This window comes from Frankia sp. CgKIO3 (assembly GCF_977946435.1).
Genome location: NZ_CDWTMO010000021.1, coordinates 16,709 through 36,029 on the forward strand (window position 1 = coordinate 16,709; position 19,321 = coordinate 36,029).

The following is a 19,321-nucleotide window of genomic DNA, read 5'->3' on the forward strand; positions in this document are numbered from 1 at the left end:
GGACGCAACGCAGCCGAAGGGGTTCGTCCAGGTTCGCCACCTGCTCCCGGAGGAGGCCAACGCGGTCTCCACCAACGATCTGCGCAACTTCGTCCTCTCCGTCGACGACGCGGTGGCCGCGCAGGAGCAGGCCGTGCGGCAGAACCCCTACGGTGCGCGGCTGACGCCGAACTTCCTGCTACTCGCGGACGAGGTTGTGCACAAGAAGGACGGTGTGCACGGGGTGCACCTCGTTTACCAGGTGCAGACCCAGGCCGGACTGGTCACTATTGATCAGACGAGCCTGCTCGACAATGGTCAGCGAGTGCTCTACCAGCTGATCCTCGCGTGTTCGTCGCTGTGTTACGCCACGCATGGTCAGCAGATCGGCGATGTCGCCAAGTCCTTCACGATCGAGCCGACGGACCGAGGTCAGTAGCCATGGGCGTGAGAGACCAGGCAGGTGGGACCGCCGACGGCGGGGACCCGAAGCCGAATGCCGCCGGTCCGGCCGGTCCCGGCCCCGGTGGCACGGATACGGAGGCGGAACCGGCGAGCGCGACCGCCGGCAAGCCACGCCGCCGTCCCCTCGCCTTCTGGGACCGGGTGAAGTTCCTGCTCCTGCTCGGGGCGGTCTTCGTCTTCGTCGTGGCGGCCGACGTGTCCGGCAACCCGTTGATGACGTGGGCCGACTCGATCCGCATCCAGGCCAGGAACAGTTGGTGGATCCTGGCCCTGCTGGGCGTGGAACTGGTGCACCAGCTCCACATGTTCCTGGGCGAACGGTGGTCGGGCTACTACGTCTTCTGGACCGATCGGGTCTTCGGGCAGGCCGAGCGTCGGCTCCTGCGGCTCAACGACTGGAACCGGTACCGGGTCAGCCGTGCGCTGAAGTGGATCGTCGGGGCCGCGCTCGTCCTGTTCGTCTACGCCCGCCTGGCCGACACCTCGGTCTTCGACGCGATGGTGAACGCCCCCGGCGCCGTCTGGAAGGCCATCCCGGCGGTTCTGCAGATCGTCCTGCTCATGGTCCTCGTCGTCGGCCAGTTCGTCGTGATGTTCTGGTTCCTGTCCAAGGGCGGCGTCGACGTCTACTTCCCCGAGGACATCACCACCCGCTTCGCCGACGTGTGGGGGCAGGACCACGTCGTCAGCCGGGTGAAGGAGAACGTTTTCTACCTGGAACGGCCGGAGGAGATCGAGAGCCGGGGTGGTCATGTTCCCGGCGGCATCCTGCTCTGGGGGCCGCCGGGCACCGGCAAGACGCTCATCGCCGAGGCGGTCGCGGGAGAGACCGGGAAGCCCTTCGTGTTCGTCGACCCGGGTGCCTTCCAGGCGATGTTCATTGGGGTCGGCATCCTCAAGGTGAAATCGCTGTTCCGCAAGCTGCGCAAGCTCTCCCTGCGTTATGGCGGGGTGATCGTCTTCTTCGACGAGGCCGACACGCTGGGGAGCCGGGGTCAGCTCGCCGGGGGATTCGGCCGCGGGGCCGGAACCGGCGCCCGGTCGTGGTTCGCCCGTTCGGGGTCCCCCGGATCGGTGGGCGAGGCCGCTCCGGGGGACCTGTGCAACGGCCTGTCCTACCTGAGCGGGGCGGCCCGCGTGGAGATCACCCGTGAGCAGTTTGTGGTGGGCGGGGGCGGGGGCGGTGGTTTCGACGGCACCCTGCAGGCGCTGCTCACCGAGATGTCCGGCCTGAAGAAGCCGCGGGGCTTCCTCAACCGGGTGGTGCGCCGGACGTTGGGCATGCGGCCCAAGCCACCGCCCAAGTACCGCATCCTCGTCATGATGGCGACGAACATGCCGCAGTCGCTCGACGAGGCACTGCTGCGCCCCGGCCGCATCGACCGGCAGTACAAGGTGGGCTATCCCAGTAAGGAGGGCCGGATCCGCACCTTCGAGGGCTATCTGTCGAAGGTGTGCCACGAGCTCACGCCGGATCAGATCGACCGGCTGGCCATCATGAGCCCGGAGGCCACCGGGGCGACCATCAAGGACACCGTCAACGAGGCTCTGGTCCAGGCGGTGAAGGACGGCCGGGAGGTCATCACCTGGCAGGACATGCTCCGGGCCAGGGTTATCAAGGAATACGGCCTCGCCGACGACCACGAGCACATCGACCGGGAGCGGCACAGCATCGCCCTGCACGAGGCGTGCCACGCCGTCGTCGCCTACCGGATGCAGCGCGGGCGGGTGATCGACCTCGCCACCATCGAACGCCGCGGCGGCGTCGGCGGGTTCGTGGCGCACGTCGCGGTCGAGGACCGCATGTTCATGTGGAAGTCCGAGATCGAGGTGCAGGTGATGGTCTCCCTCGCCTCGCTCGTCGGCGAACGGATGTTCTTCGAGGGGGACAACACCGTCGGTGTCGGCGGCGACCTGCGCAGCGCGACCCTGCTCGTGGCCAACTTCATCTCCTCGGCGGCGATGGGGGAGACTCTTGCCTCGCGCCTGTCCATGCTGGAACAGGAGATGGGTAACGCCTCCATCGACGCCGACCGGCCGTTCGGCGAGCAGGTCGAGGGCAAACTTCGGGAGCTCTACGCCCGTACCGAGAAGGTGCTCGCCGCGAACCGGCGGGAGATCCTGGCCCTCACCCACGCACTGGAGACCCACAAGACGATCACCGGTGAGGATGTGGAGGCCATTATGGAGGGGCACCTCGGTCCCACCGTCGACGGCGGCCGTTACCACGAGCCCGACTTCCTTGCTGTCGCCGAGAGCTATCACTCCAACGCGGTCCAGGCTCATCGTGGGCAGACCCATGAGCTGCACACACTCCCCGACCTCGGCCGGGCGGCCGTCAGCCCCGCCGAGGCGGCACCCGCGGCCGGATCGGACTGAGCCGACCCGGGTCCGGACGTGTGCCCTGCACGGTCTTGCCCTTCACGGTCTTGGTCCGAAGGGAGCCGAAGGCGTACAACGCCGCGCCGATGGCCGCGCCCGCGGCCAGGAGCAACCCAGCGCGCGCGCCGAAGGCCTGGGCGACCCAGCCGGCGATCGGGCCGCCGACCGGCGTCGTGCCGAGGAAGGCGACCGACCACAGCGCCATCACCCGCCCGCGCATTGCCGGGTCGGCCGAGAGCTGGACCGTGGCGTTCCCGGTCGAGATGAAGGCGACGCTCGTCGCGCCCAGTAGCACCATCGTCGCGATCTCGAGCGGCAGCGTCGGCGCGGCGGCGGCGAGCAGCAGGATGACACCGAAGGTCATCGCGGTCAGGCTCAGGGCCCGGGGCCCGATCCGGCGGCGGCGGGCGACCAGCAGGCCGCCGACGACCGCGCCCGCTCCCATGGCCGAGGTCATCAGGCTGTACGTGGCCGCGGTGCCCCCGAAGGTCTCCCGGGCCAGGAGCGGCAGCACGACCTGGAACTCGTAGGACAGCGTGCCGATCACCACCATCATGACCAACGGTACGCGCAGCGCCGGCGTGCGGCGCACGTAGGCGAAGCCGGCCCGCAGCTGCCCCGGCGCCCGGTGTATCGGCGGATGATCGTACAGCGCTGAGATGTCCAGGCGGTGCAGGGCGAACAGGACCGCGCCGAAGGAGGCCGCGTTGATGAGGAAACAGCCGGCGGTGCCCGCGAGCACGATGACGACGCCGGCGATCGCCGGGCCGACGATGCGCGCCGCGTTTATCGCGACCGAGTTCAGGGTGACCGCGTTCGGAAGGTGCTCCGGCCCGACCATCTCCTGGACAAAGCTCTGCCGGGCCGGGTTGTCGACGGCGTTGCACAGGCCGATGAGCGCGGCGGCCACCCCGACCATCCAGAGCTGGGCCGTACCGGTGAGGTCGAGGATGCCCAGAGCCAGCGCGGCGAGCCCGGAACCCACCTGCGTGCAGATCAGCAGGCGGCGCCGGTCCGTCCGGTCGGCGAGCAGACCGCCGTAGGGCCCGAAGAACAGCACCGGCAGGAACTGGGCGGCGGTGACGAGGCCGAGCGCCGTGCCGGAGGCGCCGAGCGAGAGGACCAGCCAGCCGAGGGCGATGGTCTGCATCCATGTCCCGCAGAGCGAAACGATCTGGCCGCCGAGGAAGAGCCGGAAGTTCGGCACCCGCAGGGCGGCGAACGTGCCACCTGCCGCCTTCGATGCCGAACCGGCTACCTTCTCCATCTGCAGGGTCATACGTGCACCTCCAGCGAGGGCAACGCCGGCCGGCAGATCGTTATTTCGCATCAGGTAAACATTTTCCTCCAGAGCGGGTTCTAGTAACAGAGTGGCTCTGCTCGCCAGGAGTGGCCCTGGCGATACGGGCGGGGTGTCGGTTGGAGTTCACCGCATCGCGGCCCGCTATGCGAAGCGCCGGCTGCCATGGTCGCCGCCCGGTTACCGGGATCTTGTGTTATCGGGGATCCGGTGTTATCGGGGATCTTGTGCTGCCGGAATCCCAGTACTAACGGGGGGATCCGGATGTTACAGGGGGATGTTGCCGTGCACGTTCTTGTCGGTGCGGGAACGGGTCAGTGCGTCGGCGAGGGCGGAGGCAACCGCGCCCCGGGTGGCGGCGGGGGTGACGACCGCGTCGACGACGCCGAGTTCCACGGCGCGGTCGATGCCACCGACGGTGCGGATGTGCTCCTCGGTCAGCTCCGCCAGGACGCTGGGGCGGCGCTGGGCCGGGACCTCGGCGAGCTTGCGGCGGTGCAGAATGCCGACGGCGGCCTCGGCGCCCATGACGGCGACCTGGGCGGTCGGCCAGGCGTACACGGCGGTCGCGCCCAGGCTGCTGGCGTTCATTGCGATGTACGCGCCGCCGTACGCTTTGCGGGTCACGACGGTGACGCGCGGCACGGTGCATTCGGAGAAGGCGTAGAGCAGCTTCGCTCCCCGCCGGACCACGCCTTCCCATTCCTGGCCCACACCCGGCAGGTAACCGGGCACGTCGACGAGCACGACCAGCGGAACACCGAAGGAGTCGCACATCCGGACGAACCGGGAGGCCTTCTCAGCCGAGGTCGCGTCAAGGCATCCACCACGGCGCAGCGGGTTGTTCGCGACCACCCCGACGGTACGCCCGCCGAGGCGCCCCAGCACCGTCACGATGTTCGGCGCCCACCTCGGGTGCAGCTCGACGGCCTCGTCCTCGTCGTCGAGCACCGCCTTCACGAGCGGACGCACGTCGTAGGCCCGCCGGGGATTGTCGGGCAGCAGTTCCCCGAGCTCGCGTCCGGTGACGGGGCCGATGTCGCGCTGATCGGCCAGCAGCACCGCGACCGCCCGGGTCCGCTCGACGGCCTCGTCCTCGGAGTCGCAGGTCACGTGCACGACGCCGCTGCGCCTGGAGTGCACGTCCGGCCCACCCAGGCTGTCGGCGGTGCATTCCTCACCGGTCACCGAACGCACCACGTCCGGGCCGGTGACGAACGCCTTCGCTCCCGGGCCCATGATGACGATGTCGGTCAGGGCCGGCCCGTAGGCGGCCCCACCGGCGGCGGCCCCGAGCACGAGCGAGAGCTGCGGGATCCGGCCGGAGGCCCGCACCGTGGCGGCGAAGATCCGGCCGACTCCGTCAAGCGAGGCGACACCCTCCTGAAGCCGGGCGCCTCCCGAGTGCCAGATCCCGACGACCGGGCAGTTCATCCGGACGGCGGACTCGATGGCATGAACGATGCGGGCACAGCCGTCGCGCCCCATTGCGCCACCCTGTACCGTTGGGTCGGTCGCGAAGGCGACGATTTCGTTCCCGTCGATAAGCCCTTGCCCGGCAACGACTCCGGACGTGTCGCCGACCGCGAATAGCGACAGGGTGTCTGGATCGAAAAACCGGGCGAGCCGAGCCTGAGGCGTGCGGGGGTCGACTCGGTCGATCGTGGACAGACTCACCGTGCGTCTCCTTGCCTGAGCGGCGTCGGACTGCTTCGCAGGAGGCCGATACGCGACCACCTGTGGTATGCGCCGGCTTCCGCTGAGCACTCGGTCCGGCGATCATGACGCTCGCCGGAACGGCGGGCGGTGTCGCGGCGGTGGTGGGGTGGCCGGCGCCGCGGCGGGTGACATCGGGTGGTGGTGGTGCGGCTGGTCAGGCGGTGAAGGCCAGGCAGATGTCGTGACCGCCGAACCCGAACGAGTTCGACAGCGCGGCGCCCGGGCCGATTGTCCGGTTGTCGATCCGCACGACGTCGAGCGCGATCTCGTCGTCGAGAGCATCGAGGTTGCGCGTCGCGGGAACCAGGCGTTCCCGCAGCGCCAAGACGCTGAACACGGCCTCGACCGCGCCGGCGGCACCGAGCAGGTGCCCGGTGGTCGACTTGGTCGACGTCACCGCGATCTCGCCGGTGTGGTCGCCGAAGGCGCTGCGCAACGCCAGCGCCTCCGCCGCGTCACCGGCGGGGGTGGACGTGGCGTGGGCGTTGACGTGGACGATGTCACGGGATTCCAATGAGCCGGACCGCAGCGCCGCCCGGATCGCCCGGGCCGCGCCGGCACCGGTCGGCTCCGGCGCGGCGATGTGGTAGGCGTCCGAGCTGATGCCGGCGCCGGCCAGGGTGCCGTGAACCCGGGCACCGCGGGCGGCCGCGTGCTCGGCCGACTCGAGGATGAGGATCGCCGCGCCCTCGCCGAGCACGAAGCCGTCCCGTGCCTTGTCGAACGGACGGGAGGCGGCCTCGGGTGCGTCGTTGCGGCGGGACAGCGCCTGCATCTGCGCGAAGCCGGCCATGGTCAGCGCCGAGATCGCCGCCTCGCTACCGCCGGCGATCACGACGTCGGCGCGCCTGGCTCGGATGATGTCCAGCGCCAGCGCGATGGCCTCCGACCCGGAGGCGCACGCGCTGACTGGGGCGTGCACCCCCGCCTTCGCGCCGAACGCCAGGCCCACGGTGCTGGCCGGGCCGTTCGGCATGAGCATCGGCACCAGGTGCGGGGACACCCGCCGGGGGCCCTTCTCCCGGATCACGTCATGCTGGTGGAGCAGGGTGAGCACGCCCCCGATCCCCGAGGCCACACACGCGGCGAGGCGCTCCTGGTCGACCTCGGGTGAGCCCGCGTCAGCCCACGCCTCACGCGCGGCGGTCAGAGCCAGCTGCTGGCTGCGGTCGAGGGTACGAGCCTCGACCCGACCCAGCGGCGGCTCCACCGCCAGCGGCGCGGCGATCTGGACCGGGAGCTGCTCGACCCAGTCCTCGGTGAGACGCCGGACGCCGGAGCGGCCCGAGAGCAGACCCTCCCACGTCGAGGCGACATCGCCACCGAGGGGAGTGGTAGCCCCGAGGCCGGTGACGACGACCTGCCTGGGGGTCGTGGTCACGCCGCGACACCTGCCCGCTGAATGTAGGAAACCGCGTCACCGACGGTCTTGAGGGTCTTCACGTCGTCGTCCGGGATCTTCACCCCGAACTTCTCCTCCGCGGCGACGACCACCTCGACCATGGACAGCGAGTCCACGTCCAAGTCGTCGATGAAGGTCTTGTCGGCCGTCACGTCGGCCGGGTCGACACCGGCGACCTCTTCGAGGATGACGGCGAGACCGGCGAGGATGTCAGCTTGGGACATGATTGTTCCTCCTGATGGGACGTTGTCGGTCGGTGGCGGGTGGTGCGCGGGGCTGCCGCGTACCAGCGCGGAAGCGCGGGCGCCTGGATCAGGGGCGCGGTCGGGCTGGTGGTCATCGGACGCCTCGCCGCAGTGCGGTGCGGGACGGTCGCGGCGCCGAGGGTTGGTCGAGGTTGTCAGGGACAGCGTACGAGCTGCCCGCAGTAGGTCAGGCCGGCACCGAAGCCGAACAGCAGCACTGGGTCTCCCCGGCGGATCTCGCCGCTTTCCAGCAACCGGCTGAGTCCCAGCGGAATGCTTGCGGCGGAGGTGTTGCCGGCGTCGACCACATCGCGGGCAACGGCGGCGTTCGTGGCGCCGATACCCGTCACCAACGCTTCGACGACCCGCAGGTTAGCCTGGTGCGGAACGATACCCGCGAGGTCCTCGGGTGCCACGCCGGCCTGCTCGCAGATCTGGCGGAGGACCGGGACCAGGGAGATCGCCCAGCGGAACACCGCCTGGCCCTCCATGCGGAAGACGTTGTCGCCGTAGCCGGGGACCTGGATTGTCTCGGGCCGGGACCCGTCGTGCCCCCAGACCGCGGGGCCGATCTCGTTCGTCTCCGCCGGGCCGACCACGGCTGCTCCGGCACCGTCGGCGAGCAGGATGCAGGTGCTGCGATCGTCCCAGTCGGTGTAGTCCGACAGCCTTTCGGTGGCCACCACGAGCACGTTGCGCAGGGTGCCGGCGCGCACCATGCCGGCGGCCGTCGACACCGCGTAGCTGAAACCGGCGCAGGCGCCGTTGATGTCGAACGCCCCGGCCCGGCCGGCCCCGATGCGATGGGCGATCTGCGGACCGGCACCCGGGATCTGGGAGGGAGAGGTGCAGGTCGCCCCGATCACCAGATCGATCGAGTCGGCGGTGAGGCCGGCGGCGGCGAGCGCCTTCTCCGCGGCCGCGGCGCCCATCGCGACGATGGTCTCCTCGTCGTCGGCGATGCGCCGGCTGGCGATGCCGGTACGGGCCTGGATCCAGGCGTCGGAGGTATCGACCCGCTGGGCGATCTCGTCGTTGGTCACCACCCGGGCCGGGCGGTAAACGCCGAGGCCGAGCATGCGGGCACCGGTCAGCTCGGTCATGCCTGCGCTCCCACCAGGGCGTCGTCCGTCGTCGAGCCCGGTGGAGTTCCGGGGGCCGGGCCCGCCGGGCTCGCGCTCAGGAGCTGGTCGCCGAGGTACTCGGCGACCAGCTCGCGGGCTGCGGGCAGGTCGTCGGGGCTCTTCACCGCGTGGATCGTGACACCGGGCAGTTCCCGGCGGGCGAGCCCGGTGAGAGCACCGGCCGGGGGGAGTTCGACGACCGCACCGACCCCGAGATCGCGCAGCGTCGCGAGACACAGGTCCCACCGGACCGGCGCCGCGACCTGGGCCACCAGCCGGCTGATCAGCTCGGCCGGGTCGGTGACCATCGCCCCGTCGGCGTTGGACAGCGCGGCGGCCCGCGGCACCCCGGGCCGGATGCCGCCCGCGACCGCGGCCAGCGCGTCGCGCGCGGAGGACATGTGCCGGGTGTGAAAAGCGCCGGCGACGGACAGGGGACGCAGCCGGACACCCGCGGGCGGCTCCGCGGCGAGCCGGGCGAGGTCGCGGGCGGTGCCGGCGGCGACGATCTGCCCGGCACCGTTGCGGTTGGCGGCGGTCAGGCCGAGTTCGCTCAACCGGGCGGTCACCGCCTCGGGATCACCGCCGAGCAGCGCCGTCATGCCGGTCTCGACCCGGGCGGATGCCTCGGCCATCGCGCGTCCCCGCAGGGCCACCAGGACGAGGGCCTCCTCGGCGGTGAGGGTACCGGTGAGGGCCGCAGCGGTGATCTCGCCGACGCTGTGACCGGCCAGCACCAGGGTGTCCGATCCGACCGGGGAGGTGACCGGCAGCCCGAGCTGTTCGGCCGCGACCAGCCCGCTCGCGACGATCAACGGCTGGGCGATCGCCGTATCCCGGATTGTCTCGGCGGGCGCCTCGCACCCGGCTTCGAGCAGGTCGATCCTGGCTGCGGCGGACCACCAGCGCAGCCGTTCCTCCGCCCCCTCGAGACCGCGCCAGGCGCGGAGCTGTCCGGGGGTCTGTGCACCCTGGCCGGGCGCGAGGATCGCGAGCACCTGTTCACCTAACCCCTCACGAGGACTGGTTGTCGCTGGCGGCTACTCACCGATGTGTCGACCGGCTATTGTAGGTGTCCTACAAACCGATCTGTTTGGATCGGACGTTACTGCGCGACGCTGACATCGGCCTGGAATGGCATGAGGGACCTGCAAAGTAGTTCGATGTGACCATTCTCGTGCGGGAGTGAGAGGGGTGTGGGAGGACTTGAACGATCATGTTTTTCCTGTAGGTAACACACCGTCGAGGCGTCCCAGAACGAGCGCAATATGCAGGATGAAGCGTTCGCGGTGGTCCGCCGGATCCAGCCCGCACACCTCGGCGGCCTTACGGAGTCGGTAACGGACCGTGTTGGTATGGAGATACAGCGCCCGGGCCGTCGCCTCCAGCGACGAGCCGAAGTCGAGATAGGCCCCGGCGGTCTCCAGTAGCGGGGTACCGGCGTCGCGCAGCGGGACGTACACCTCGTCGATGAGCGCCCGCCGGGCGTCAACGTTCCCCGCGAGGGCGAGTTCCGGGAGCAGGGCGCGGGCCATGACCGGCCGGGGCGCGGCCGGCCAGGCGGCGACCACGTCCGTGGCGGCGAGGGCGACCCGCGCCGCGTGCGGTGCCCCGGTCAGGTCACCGACCACCGGGCCGATCACCACCGGGCCCGGCCCGCAGGCGGGAAGCAGCGCCCGGGCCGCGTCGAGGACGGTGTTCACCGGCGCGGTGCCGCCGGCCGGGCGGGTACCCGCGGTGGGGGGAGGTTCGACGCTGTTCTCCGGTTGGAGGGTCATCTCGGGACGGCCGATGCCGTCCTTGCCGGCAGTGAAATTCCCGCCGACCACCATCACCAGGCGATCATGGTGGACCCCGGCGAGAACCTCCAGTTGGGCCATGCGGGCGAGCCGGTGCGCCTCGTCGACCACCACCTCCGGCGAGTTGCTCCCGGCCGTGCCGACGATGACGGTGACGGACGGCGGGTTACGCCAGCCCACCGCGGCCGCCCGTGACGGCAGTGCCCGGTCGACCTCGCCCCGGACCACGTGGTCGACGACCAGCGTCTCCAGCCGGGCGTCCCAGGCACCGCGTTCCTCGGCGGCGCGGGCGTAGACGACCGCGCCGGCGAACGCGATGTCACGGGAGTAGCGCAGGACATCGGCGAGCAGCCGTTGCTCGTGCTCCGGGCCGGCCAGGTTCGGCACCTCGGCCTCGATCGCCTCCACCGCGACCCGGACCAGATCGACGAGCCGGCGGAAGGTCACGGCGCGGACGAGTTCCCGCGGGGCGACCCGGAAGACGTCCTCGGACAGATCCCGGGCGTGTTCGGGCCGCCGGCACCACTCCACGAACGACGAGATGCCGGCCTGCACCACGAGCTGAATTCCGGCGCGGTGACTGGCCGACATGGCCGGGAACCAGGGCAGCGCCTCCGCCATCCGGGCCGCCGCCCGGGAGGCGAGCATCCCGCTCGACCGTTCCACCCGGCGGATCACCTCGCTGGTGCTTTTTCCGCCGGGTGTGCTCCCGGTCGATGTGGGTCGGGCTTGGTCGCCGTCGGGTCTGGGGCTGGCCCCGCCGGCCGACCACGGATTGCCCAGATCGGGGATACGCGGCTCCGGGTAGTCGACGGATTGCTCCGGCACCGGCTCGGCTTCGGGGCTCGGCTCGGTCTCGGATGCCGGTGTGGGGACGGGCGGTGCCCCCGGTTCAAGGCGGGCTGTCCCGGTCGCTGCGTCCGAGGAGGAATCCGAGGAGGAGGCTGCCACGCCCGTCAGCATGCCTCAGCCGTCCCGCACCCCTGTGTATTGCCGGTCCCGGCACGTCGCTGGTCTCGGCGCATTGCCGGTCCCGGCAGGTGGCTCCGACGGGTGGTTCGGGATACCCCGGTCGGTCGGGCCTGGTCCCGGGCGTGGAATTCACCGAACGGGGGATGGTGCCGAGGCGGGAAAGGCCACAGGAGCGGGAGTGGGGCGGGAGCGGAGGCGATGCGGGATGCTGCGGGTATGCGCGAGGTGAGCATTCGTGGAGACGGGATACGGCTGGGGCAGTTCCTCAAGCTCGCGGATGTGGTCGAGGCCGGGTCCGAGGTGAAGGAGCTGCTCGCGGGCGGGATGGTGCGGGTCAACGGGGAGGTCGAGACCCGGCGGGGCCGGCAGCTCGCGCCGGGGGACGAGGTTGCCGTGGCCGGCGAGGCACTCCGGGTCCTATGAGCCATCGCCACGACTCTGCCGGTCACCGGGCGTCAGAGCCGGTCGGAGTAGGTGTCCGCCCAGCCGTGGACCTTCGCCACGTAGGCCCTGGTCTCCTGGAAGTCGGGGATGCCCCCGGCGGTTCGCACGGCGCTCGGGCCGGCGTTGTAGGCGGCCAGGATCAGCGAGACCCGGTCGCCGGGTAGATACCCGACCTCCTGGGCGAGCCGGGCCTCGTAGAAGGCCGCGGACGGGATGGCGTCGAGCGGGTCGAGTGGGTCGGTGATCCCGTCGTGGTTGCCGTCGATCCCGAATTCGGCCCAGGTGGTGGGGAGGAACTGCATGATGCCCCGGGCGCCGGCGCGCGAGACCGCCTGCGCGTCGAACTTGCTCTCCACCCGGGCCTGCGCTGCGAGCTGCGCGGCGGTCAGGACACCGTAGGTCGCCGCCGCGGACCGGAAGACCGGGACCAGGTCGTCGGGCACGTCGAGGTGGGGGTACCGCAGTACGCCACAGCCGCTCATCAGGGTGATGACGATGAACGCGGCCAGGGTAGAACGTGCGGGCGCCCCATTGATCATCCGCACATTGTCCGTCCCCGGGATCGGGGGTGTCCCGTTGCCCACGTCGTCATGCCACGTCCCGAGGGTCTTCGTCCACGCGAAGCTATCCAACCAGGGCCGTGCGCAGTGACCGCAGGTCGGTCTCGGTGAGACCGGTGTGCCGAGCCCAAGCCGCGGGACCGCCCCAACCGGTGTCGACACCGGCCAGAAAGCCCCGCATGACCTCGGGCCGGCAGGCCAGCTGGCCCGAGGTGAGTGAGGTCACCGAGTGGTTATAGGACGGTCGGTCGGCCAGGCGGGCGTTGACCCGGTCGATGCGCTCGTTCGTCTGGACGTAGTCGGCGATGATCGCCTCGGGGTGCACGCCGACGAGACTGAGGAGCAGGGCAGCGAGCACGCCGGTACGGTCCTTTCCCGCCGCGCAGTGGAACAGGGCCGGGCCCGCCGCCGGCTGGGCCAGCAGGTGCAGCGCCCTGGCCACCGAGTCCCCGGCCAGGCGCAGGTAGTCCAGGTAGTGCTCGATTCGGTCGGCTGAGTCGCGGTCCTTGACGATGGCAGGGTAGCGCGGGTCGTCCGGCATCACCCATTCACCGGGGAGAAAGGACAGGTTGTGGTAAACGACCGGTTCGTAGGCGAGCGGCCCGCGGCCCTCCCGCTCCGCCTCCTTCTTGGCCCGTAGGTCGATGACCATGCGTAGCCCGAATGTCTCCCGCAGCGTGAGCACGTCACCGCCCGTTAGGGCCTGGACGGAGTCGGTGCGCAGGAACACCCCCCATTGGGTGGTTGCACCGTCCAGGGTAGGCAGCCCACCCAGATCTCGCGCGTTATCGCAACCCGACATGTTGAACCATCGCTCCACATGCTGATCATAGAGCCCGAGGTGGTGCCGCCGGGCCCGTTGGGCGCAGTCGGGTCAGGGGTGCGGATCAGCCACACGGTGGGGCGTCCCGCTGACTGGGCGGAGGGCTGGCGAGCCTCGCCGTCGTGTGTGCCCCACCTGACTCGGGTTGCGGCTGCTCGGGTGCGGCGTGCTCGGGTGCGATGTGGATCGGCCGGGCGGGCACCCCGGCGACGACCTGCGCGGCCCGGATGTCGTCGGTGACGACGGACCCGGCTCCCACAACCGCTCCGTCGCCGATGCTGCGCAGGCCGACGATGCTCGCCTGCGCGCCGACGGCCACCGCACCGGAGAGCCGGGCCCCCGGCGCGACCGTGACATAGTCCGCCCAGGCGGCAGTCGTGTGCCACGCTGGCGCCGATGTTCACCACTACGTGCCGACCGGTTTCGACGTTGGTGGTGATGCTGGCAAGAGCACAGACGACGGTACCCGGCCCGAGCTTCACGTCACCTCCGACGCTGGCCCGGGGATGGACGAGGGTCGCCGGCCGCGGGCGCTGGCGTACTGGTCGACGCGGGACCGGGTGGCCGCGTCGACGAAGCCGATCAGGTAGTCGGCGTCGAGCCGATCGAGCAGGTCGAGTCCACCGAGGAGCGCGGCTCCGCGCCGGGCGAGTGGATCCGGGTCCACGCGGTCGTCATCGACGAAGCCGAGGACGTCGTAGCGGGGACCCTCGGTGGCCGCGTTGACCGCCTCCACCAGATCGAGCAGTTCCCGGCCGTGCCCTCCCGCGCCCACGATGACCAGCGAGCGCAGGTGAGCGGGCACGCGGCGACCGCAGCCCCCGATCTAGACGAGTTCAATCTGACACTCAGAGTAGTCGATTGGACCTTCTGGATGGCGTGGTGTCGCTCTTCGTGAAGAGATAGCCGGCGCAGGCGACCGATCATACTACTATTCGTATCATCATGATCTCGAAGGGTGATGAATGGTGAAGGTAGTCGTGACGGGTGGGGCCGGCTTCATCGGGGCCCACCTGACCAGAGCGCTCCTCGCGGCGGGCGCGGAGGTCGTCGTGATCGACGATCTGAGCACCGGGGCGCTGTCGAATCTCGCCGGGCTGCCGGCCGAGCTCGTCGTCGGCAGCGTGACCGACCGGACGCTGGTCGAACAGGCGTGCACCGGAGCGTCGAGCATCGTGCACCTGGCTGCCCGGCCGTCGGTCGAACGGTCGTTGCTCGACCCGATGGCCACCCACGCGGTGAACGCGACCGGCACCCTGACGGTGCTCGGCGTCGCCCACCGGGCCGAGACGCACGTCGTCGTCGTGTCCTCCTCATCGGTCTATGGTGATCAATCGGCCGCTGGTGCTCAGCCGGCGGCCGGTGTTCAACCGGCGGCCGATGACCGGTCGGCCGCCGATGGCGCGGGCCCGCTGCCGCGGTCGGCGGGCACCCCGTGCCTTCCGCGCAGTCCCTTCGCGGCCTCGAAGCTCGCCGCCGAGGGATATGCGCTGTCCTACCAGGCCAGTTTCGGTCTGCCGGTGCTCACGGTCAGACTGTTCGACGTGTTCGGCCCGTACCAGTCCGCCGGGCACGCGTACGCGGCCGTGGTGCCGACCTTTATCGAGGCTGCGTTGGCCGGCCGGCCGCTGACGGTGCACGGGGACGGCCGGCAGACGCGCGATTTCATCCCTGTCGAGCTGGTCACCGGGATGCTGTGCGATGCGGTGTGCCGCCGGCTGACCCATCCACACCCGGTCGACATCGGGTCCGGGACCCGTACCGACCTGCTCACCCTGATCGTCCGGCTGGAGGGGATCCTCGGCCGGCGGCTGGTCGTCGAGCACGCCGCGCCCCGGCCCGGGGAGATCCGGGACTCCCAGGCGGACACGACGACGATGCGTTCGCTGTTCCCGGACGCGCCCGGGGCGGATCTCACCACCGCGTTGACGGCAACCGTGGCCTGGTACGCCGACCGGCTGGCGGGCGGACCGGGCACCGGCCCCAGCCGTCCTCCCGTGACGGCTGGGGCCCGTGCACCGGCGAGTGCGGCCCCCGTGCGAGGCGGCAGTGACGGCACGCCGTGACGGCACGCCGTGATGTGGATCGCTGTAACGATCCGCTTGCCATCGTCGGCATTCACGACTTTTTGACCTTCCCGAACGGGTTACCGGGCCGGGTGCGGTCGACGGTTGGACGCCGTGGGCTGGATGGGAATCCGCCCGGTCACGTCCGCGCCGGCCGGGACCTCGTCCGCCGCGGCGTCCGTGCCGGCGAGGGCCGCGAGTTCGGCCAGCACCTCTTCCGGCGGGGCCCAGGGATCGAGGGCGATGGCATGGGTCGGGTCCAGGGCGGGCACGCCCACGTGCGAGATCAGCGGGTGGTGCGGTCGATGGTCGTCCTCGCCTGCGCCGAGGAGCTCCTCATGGAGCTTCTCGCCGCGGCCAAGCCCGGTGTAGACGATCTCGATCGGCCGGTTCTCCCGAGCCACGAGCCGGGCGGCCACGTCCGCGATGCGCACCGGCTCGCCCATGTCGAGCACGAGGGCCTCGCCGGGTGATCCCAGCGCCCCAGCCTGCAGGACCAGCTGCACCGCCTCGTGGATGGTCATGAAGTACCGGGTGACCTCGGGGTGGGTGACGGTGATCGGCCCGCCGGCGGCCAGCTGGCCGGCGAAGACGGTCAGGACGGAGCCGTTGCTGCCCAGGACGTTGCCGAACCGGACGCTGACCAGCGTTCCGCGGGCCCGGCGGGCGAGGCACGCGGTGAGCCGCTCGGTGATCCGCTTCGAGTAGCCGAGGGCGCTCGTCGGGTTCGCCGCCTTGTCCGTGGAGATGTTGACCAGCCGGTCGACGCCGCAGGCCACGGCCGTCTCCAGGATCGTCAGGGTGCCCCAGACGTTGGTCTTCACCGACTCGCCGGGGAAGCGTTCGAGCAACGGGAGGTGTTTGAGCGCGGCGGCGTGGAAGACGACCTCGGGCCGGCGCTCCGTGAACAGTGTGGTCATCAGGTCGATGTCGCGGATGTCGCCCAGCACGATGGCGTCGTCGTCGAGCATCGCCCGGCCGGAGATCGACAGCTGCACCGCGCGCAGTGCCGACTCGTCCCGGTCCAGCATGATCAGTTCGGCCGGCCCGTAGCCGGAGATCTGCCGGCACAGCTCCGAGCCGATCGATCCGCCCGCCCCCGTCACGAGCACCCGTCGGCCCGCGAGGTAGCTCGCGGCGGCGGACATGTCGGTGCGGATCTGCCGCCGGCCGAGGAGGTCGGCGAGGTCGAGGTCGCGGATGTCCCCGACGCCGACCCGCCCGTCGATCAGGTCCGCGACGCGGGGAAGCACCTTCACGGTCAGCCCGGCGCCCTCGGCGATTGCGCTGATCTCCCGCAGCAGTGTGCCGTCGGCGCTGGGGATCGCCACGAGCAGGGTTCTGGCCCCGGTCGACTCGGCGACGGCGCCGATCCGCTCCCGGCCACCACGTACCCGGACCCCGAGCAGCTGGAGGTTGTGCGTGCTCGGGTCGTCGTCGAGCAGCGCGACCGGGTAGTAGGGACTGTCCCGGGTGCGCAGCATGGCCGCCAGTACCCGTTCGGCCCCGTCACCGGCGCCGAACACGAGGAGCGGTTCGGCGTGGTCCCTGTTCGGCCGGCGGAGGTGTTCCTCGGTCAGCCGCCAGAGGTAGCGGATGCCGAACATCACGACCAGGGCCACCGCGCCGCCCAGCGGCGGCACGCTCAGCGGGACGGGTCTCGGGGAGCCGAACACGGCGATGACGACGACCACGCTGACGACCGTGAGCAGGACCGACACGAGCAGGCCGAGGACCTCCTCGAAGCCGCCGAAGCGGTAGCGCCCCAGGTAGAGGTGCAGGGCGGTGCCCAGGAAGTGGAGCACGCAGACGGCGAGCGTGCAGATGACCCAGAAGCCGAGATCGCTCAGCGCGCCGAGAGTGAAGTCCAAGCGGCCGATCTGGGCCGAGATGAGGCCCAGGACCAGCGCCGCGCTGTCCAGAGTGATCTGCAGGCCAACCCGCTGGCGGAGGTTGAGCCGGGAGGCGCGCCGTGCGATGTGTGCTGTCCACCGACCATGACTCACTCCGTCTACTCTACGTCTCCACATGAGGCCATAGAGTAAGCGTGGCTAAGAGTAAAAGAATGACTACCCATCGAGTATGTTGAGTCGGTCTTCGATGACGGTGAGTGGTCGGGACCGAGGTCCCGGGAGGGTGGTCGACGGGTGGAGCTGCGCGACTACGTCCGTGTTCTGCGCCGAAGCTGGATAATCATGATTGCCGGCATGGTCCTCGGCGGGCTGCTGGCCGCCACGGCGACCTGGCGAACGACGAAAGAGTACGCCGCCTCGGTGACGATGGTCGTCTCCTCGTCGGACAACGGCGCCGGAGCCGTCTCGGCCTACCAGGGAGGCCTGTTCTCCCAGCAACGCGTCAAGTCCTACGCCAACCTGGTGGCCAGCGAGCGGGTGGCGACGGCCGTGATCGCACGCCTGCACCTGCACGCGACTCCGGAGGCCCTGCGGGCCCAGATCAGCGCGCACGCCGTCCCGGACACCGTGCTGTTCCAGGCCGTCGTGCGCGATCCCGACCCGAGACGAGCCATGATCATCGCAGATGCTGTCGGTGAGGCGTTCTCCACCACCATTGCGGAGATCGAGACGCCGTCGGTCGACGAACCGCCCTCCGTGCGGGTGACTGTCTGGGAACACGCGAAGCTGCCCGTCTCGCCCGTCTCGCCCCAGCCGATCCGCGACCTCGCGCTCGGAGTGCTGCTCGGGCTGATCGTCGGCATCGCCGCCGCGGTCGTCCGGTACCGCCTCGACACGAGCGTGTCCAGTGAGGACGACGCCCGTGAGACGACCGAGCTGCCCAACCTCGCCGTCATCGGCTACGACGGTGCCGCCGCCCGGCATCCCCTCATTGTCAACACCGGGCCCCGCTCGGCCCGGGCGGAGGCGTTCCGCCAGCTGCGGACCAACCTGCAGTTCATCGAGGTGGACACCGGACCTCGATCGATCCTGGTGAGCAGTGCGGTCTCCGGTGAGGGCAAGACCACCGTGGCCTGCAACCTCGCGATCACCCTGGCGCAGGGCGGTGCGCGGGTCTGCCTGATCGAGGGGGACCTGCGACGGCCGTCGTTCGGCGAGTACCTCGGGGTCGAGTCCGCCGCTGGGCTCACCTCGGTCCTCATCGGCGCCGCGGACCTCGACGACGTCCTGCAGCCCTGGGGGGAGGGCCGGGTCGGGGAGGGGCGCGTAGAGGTCCTCGCTAGCGGCCCCATCCCGCCGAATCCCAGCGAGCTGCTCGGCTCCAAGGGCATGGCCGAACTCATCAACCTGCTGTCCGCCCGCTTCGACATCATCCTGGTCGACGCCCCGCCCCTGCTACCGGTGACCGACGCGGCCGTGCTCGCCACCCGGGTCGAGGGGGTTCTGCTGGTGATGCGGGCCGGTCGGACCCGCCGCGAGCACCTCCGGCGGGCCGTCGAGGCGCTGCGGGCGGTCGACGCCCGGATGATCGGCACCGTGCTGAACATGGTGCCGGTCAAAGGACCCGATGCCTACGACTACGGCCCGCGCGACGGTTACGCGCCACGCGGCCGGCACGCCAGGACCTCCTCGCCCCGAACCCTGGAGATCCCGGCGCCCGATTCCGGAGTCCGGCCCGCCTGGCCGGTCATCTCGCCTCCGTCACCGGCGCTGCCGCCACCGGCTCCGGCTTCTCCTGCTCCGGCCGCGACGCCGGTTCCCGCCACCACGGAGCGTCTCGGGATAGTCGACGGTGGCGACGAGCCGAGCTCGGCGCGGGACCCGCTGCCCGACGGCGCCACGACCGGCCCGAGCGGCGGACCGCACGTCAGGGTGCCGGCGGCACGCGGATTGGCTGAGGAGATCATCTCCGTCGGCGGAAGGACACCGCGCGGTACGGACCCGGCTGGCGGGACGACGCCGGATGACGACGGCGCGACCCGGCCGCCGTTCTCCCCATGACGGGTTCGCCACCGGGGGAGAGCACCGGGTCCGCTCCGGGCCCGGATCCGGTGGGCCTGGATCCGGTGGTCCTAGATCCGGTTCCGGACCGAGACCGGGTTCCGGACCTGTTCACGCGGGCGCCCGT

At 70.8% G+C, this 19,321-nt stretch carries 16 protein-coding genes and 1 pseudogene; 5 read left to right on the forward strand and 12 right to left on the reverse strand.

The window, feature by feature from the left end:
- Together AC08OJ_RS04405 and AC08OJ_RS04410 are read left to right on the forward strand one after the other, a co-directional pair.
- Nucleotides 1-418 (forward strand): annotated as a pseudogene (locus AC08OJ_RS04405) (hypothetical protein); the annotation flags it as partial.
- Between the two features lie 2 nt (nucleotides 419-420).
- Nucleotides 421-2,823, forward strand: a complete 2,403-nt coding sequence (locus tag AC08OJ_RS04410) for an AAA family ATPase (RefSeq protein WP_476595126.1) — start codon at nucleotides 421-423, stop codon at nucleotides 2,821-2,823.
- Here AC08OJ_RS04410 and AC08OJ_RS04415 read toward each other — a convergent pair.
- The 7 genes from AC08OJ_RS04415 to AC08OJ_RS04445 form a co-directional block, all read right to left on the reverse strand.
- Complete coding sequence (locus AC08OJ_RS04415) at nucleotides 2,783-4,105, reverse strand: MFS transporter (RefSeq protein WP_476592804.1); 1,323 nt, start codon at nucleotides 4,103-4,105, stop codon at nucleotides 2,783-2,785. The genes AC08OJ_RS04410 and AC08OJ_RS04415 overlap by 41 nt on opposite strands.
- Before the next feature lie 288 nt (nucleotides 4,106-4,393).
- Entirely contained in the window at nucleotides 4,394-5,803 is a 1,410-nt protein-coding gene (locus tag AC08OJ_RS04420; RefSeq protein WP_476592805.1) for an acyl-CoA carboxylase subunit beta, read from the reverse strand.
- Nucleotides 5,804-5,999: 196 nt separating this feature from the next.
- Nucleotides 6,000-7,226, reverse strand: coding sequence for a beta-ketoacyl-ACP synthase II (gene fabF / locus AC08OJ_RS04425; protein WP_476592806.1), 1,227 nt, complete (start codon nucleotides 7,224-7,226; stop codon nucleotides 6,000-6,002).
- A complete protein-coding gene (locus AC08OJ_RS04430) occupies nucleotides 7,223-7,471 on the reverse strand; it encodes an acyl carrier protein (RefSeq protein ID WP_011437861.1) in 249 nt (82 codons plus the stop codon). The genes fabF and AC08OJ_RS04430 overlap by 4 nt, the downstream gene beginning before the upstream one ends.
- Nucleotides 7,472-7,647: 176 nt before the next feature.
- On the reverse strand, nucleotides 7,648-8,595 hold the full coding sequence (locus AC08OJ_RS04435) for a beta-ketoacyl-ACP synthase 3 (RefSeq protein WP_476592807.1): 948 nt from the start codon (nucleotides 8,593-8,595) through the stop codon (nucleotides 7,648-7,650).
- Complete coding sequence (locus tag AC08OJ_RS04440) at nucleotides 8,592-9,614, reverse strand: ACP S-malonyltransferase (protein ID WP_476592808.1); 1,023 nt, start codon at nucleotides 9,612-9,614, stop codon at nucleotides 8,592-8,594. The genes AC08OJ_RS04435 and AC08OJ_RS04440 overlap by 4 nt, the downstream gene beginning before the upstream one ends.
- A gap of 216 nt (nucleotides 9,615-9,830) precedes the next feature.
- Nucleotides 9,831-11,378 carry a PucR family transcriptional regulator gene (locus AC08OJ_RS04445; protein WP_476595127.1) on the reverse strand — a complete coding sequence of 516 codons (1,548 nt, stop codon included), beginning with the start codon at nucleotides 11,376-11,378 and terminating at the stop codon, nucleotides 9,831-9,833.
- Nucleotides 11,379-11,603: 225 nt separating this feature from the next.
- Here AC08OJ_RS04445 and AC08OJ_RS04450 point away from each other — a divergent pair, with 225 nt between their 5' ends.
- Nucleotides 11,604-11,810 carry an RNA-binding S4 domain-containing protein gene (locus tag AC08OJ_RS04450; RefSeq protein ID WP_173645788.1) on the forward strand — a complete coding sequence of 69 codons (207 nt, stop codon included), beginning with the start codon at nucleotides 11,604-11,606 and terminating at the stop codon, nucleotides 11,808-11,810.
- A 32-nt stretch (nucleotides 11,811-11,842) separates the two neighbouring features.
- Here AC08OJ_RS04450 and AC08OJ_RS04455 read toward each other — a convergent pair whose 3' ends face one another.
- The 4 genes from AC08OJ_RS04455 to AC08OJ_RS04470 all read right to left on the reverse strand — a co-directional run bounded on the left by AC08OJ_RS04455 (nucleotide 11,843) and on the right by AC08OJ_RS04470 (nucleotide 14,019).
- Nucleotides 11,843-12,370 carry a lytic transglycosylase domain-containing protein gene (locus AC08OJ_RS04455; protein WP_462186196.1) on the reverse strand — a complete coding sequence of 176 codons (528 nt, stop codon included), beginning with the start codon at nucleotides 12,368-12,370 and terminating at the stop codon, nucleotides 11,843-11,845.
- Between the two features lie 85 nt (nucleotides 12,371-12,455).
- Entirely contained in the window at nucleotides 12,456-13,193 is a 738-nt protein-coding gene (locus AC08OJ_RS04460) for a tyrosine-protein phosphatase (RefSeq protein ID WP_476592810.1), read from the reverse strand.
- A gap of 85 nt (nucleotides 13,194-13,278) precedes the next feature.
- Nucleotides 13,279-13,533, reverse strand: a complete 255-nt coding sequence (locus tag AC08OJ_RS04465; protein WP_476595128.1) for a hypothetical protein — start codon at nucleotides 13,531-13,533, stop codon at nucleotides 13,279-13,281.
- 159 nt (nucleotides 13,534-13,692) lie between these two features.
- Nucleotides 13,693-14,019 carry a PglD-related sugar-binding protein gene (locus AC08OJ_RS04470; RefSeq protein WP_476592812.1) on the reverse strand — a complete coding sequence of 109 codons (327 nt, stop codon included), beginning with the start codon at nucleotides 14,017-14,019 and terminating at the stop codon, nucleotides 13,693-13,695.
- A 160-nt stretch (nucleotides 14,020-14,179) separates the two neighbouring features.
- Here AC08OJ_RS04470 and AC08OJ_RS04475 point away from each other — a divergent pair, with 160 nt between their 5' ends.
- Nucleotides 14,180-15,280, forward strand: coding sequence for an NAD-dependent epimerase/dehydratase family protein (locus tag AC08OJ_RS04475; protein WP_476592813.1), 1,101 nt, complete (start codon nucleotides 14,180-14,182; stop codon nucleotides 15,278-15,280).
- Nucleotides 15,281-15,360: 80 nt separating this feature from the next.
- On the opposite strand, the gene AC08OJ_RS04480 is transcribed toward AC08OJ_RS04475, so the two are convergent.
- Nucleotides 15,361-17,310: a polysaccharide biosynthesis protein gene (locus tag AC08OJ_RS04480; protein WP_476592814.1), complete on the reverse strand. Its 1,950-nt coding sequence runs from the start codon at nucleotides 17,308-17,310 to the stop codon at nucleotides 15,361-15,363.
- Between the two features lie 117 nt (nucleotides 17,311-17,427).
- Here AC08OJ_RS04480 and AC08OJ_RS04485 point away from each other — a divergent pair, with 117 nt between their 5' ends.
- On the forward strand, nucleotides 17,428-19,194 hold the full coding sequence (locus tag AC08OJ_RS04485; protein WP_476595129.1) for a tyrosine-protein kinase domain-containing protein: 1,767 nt from the start codon (nucleotides 17,428-17,430) through the stop codon (nucleotides 19,192-19,194).
- Nucleotides 19,195-19,321: the final 127 nt, after the last annotated feature.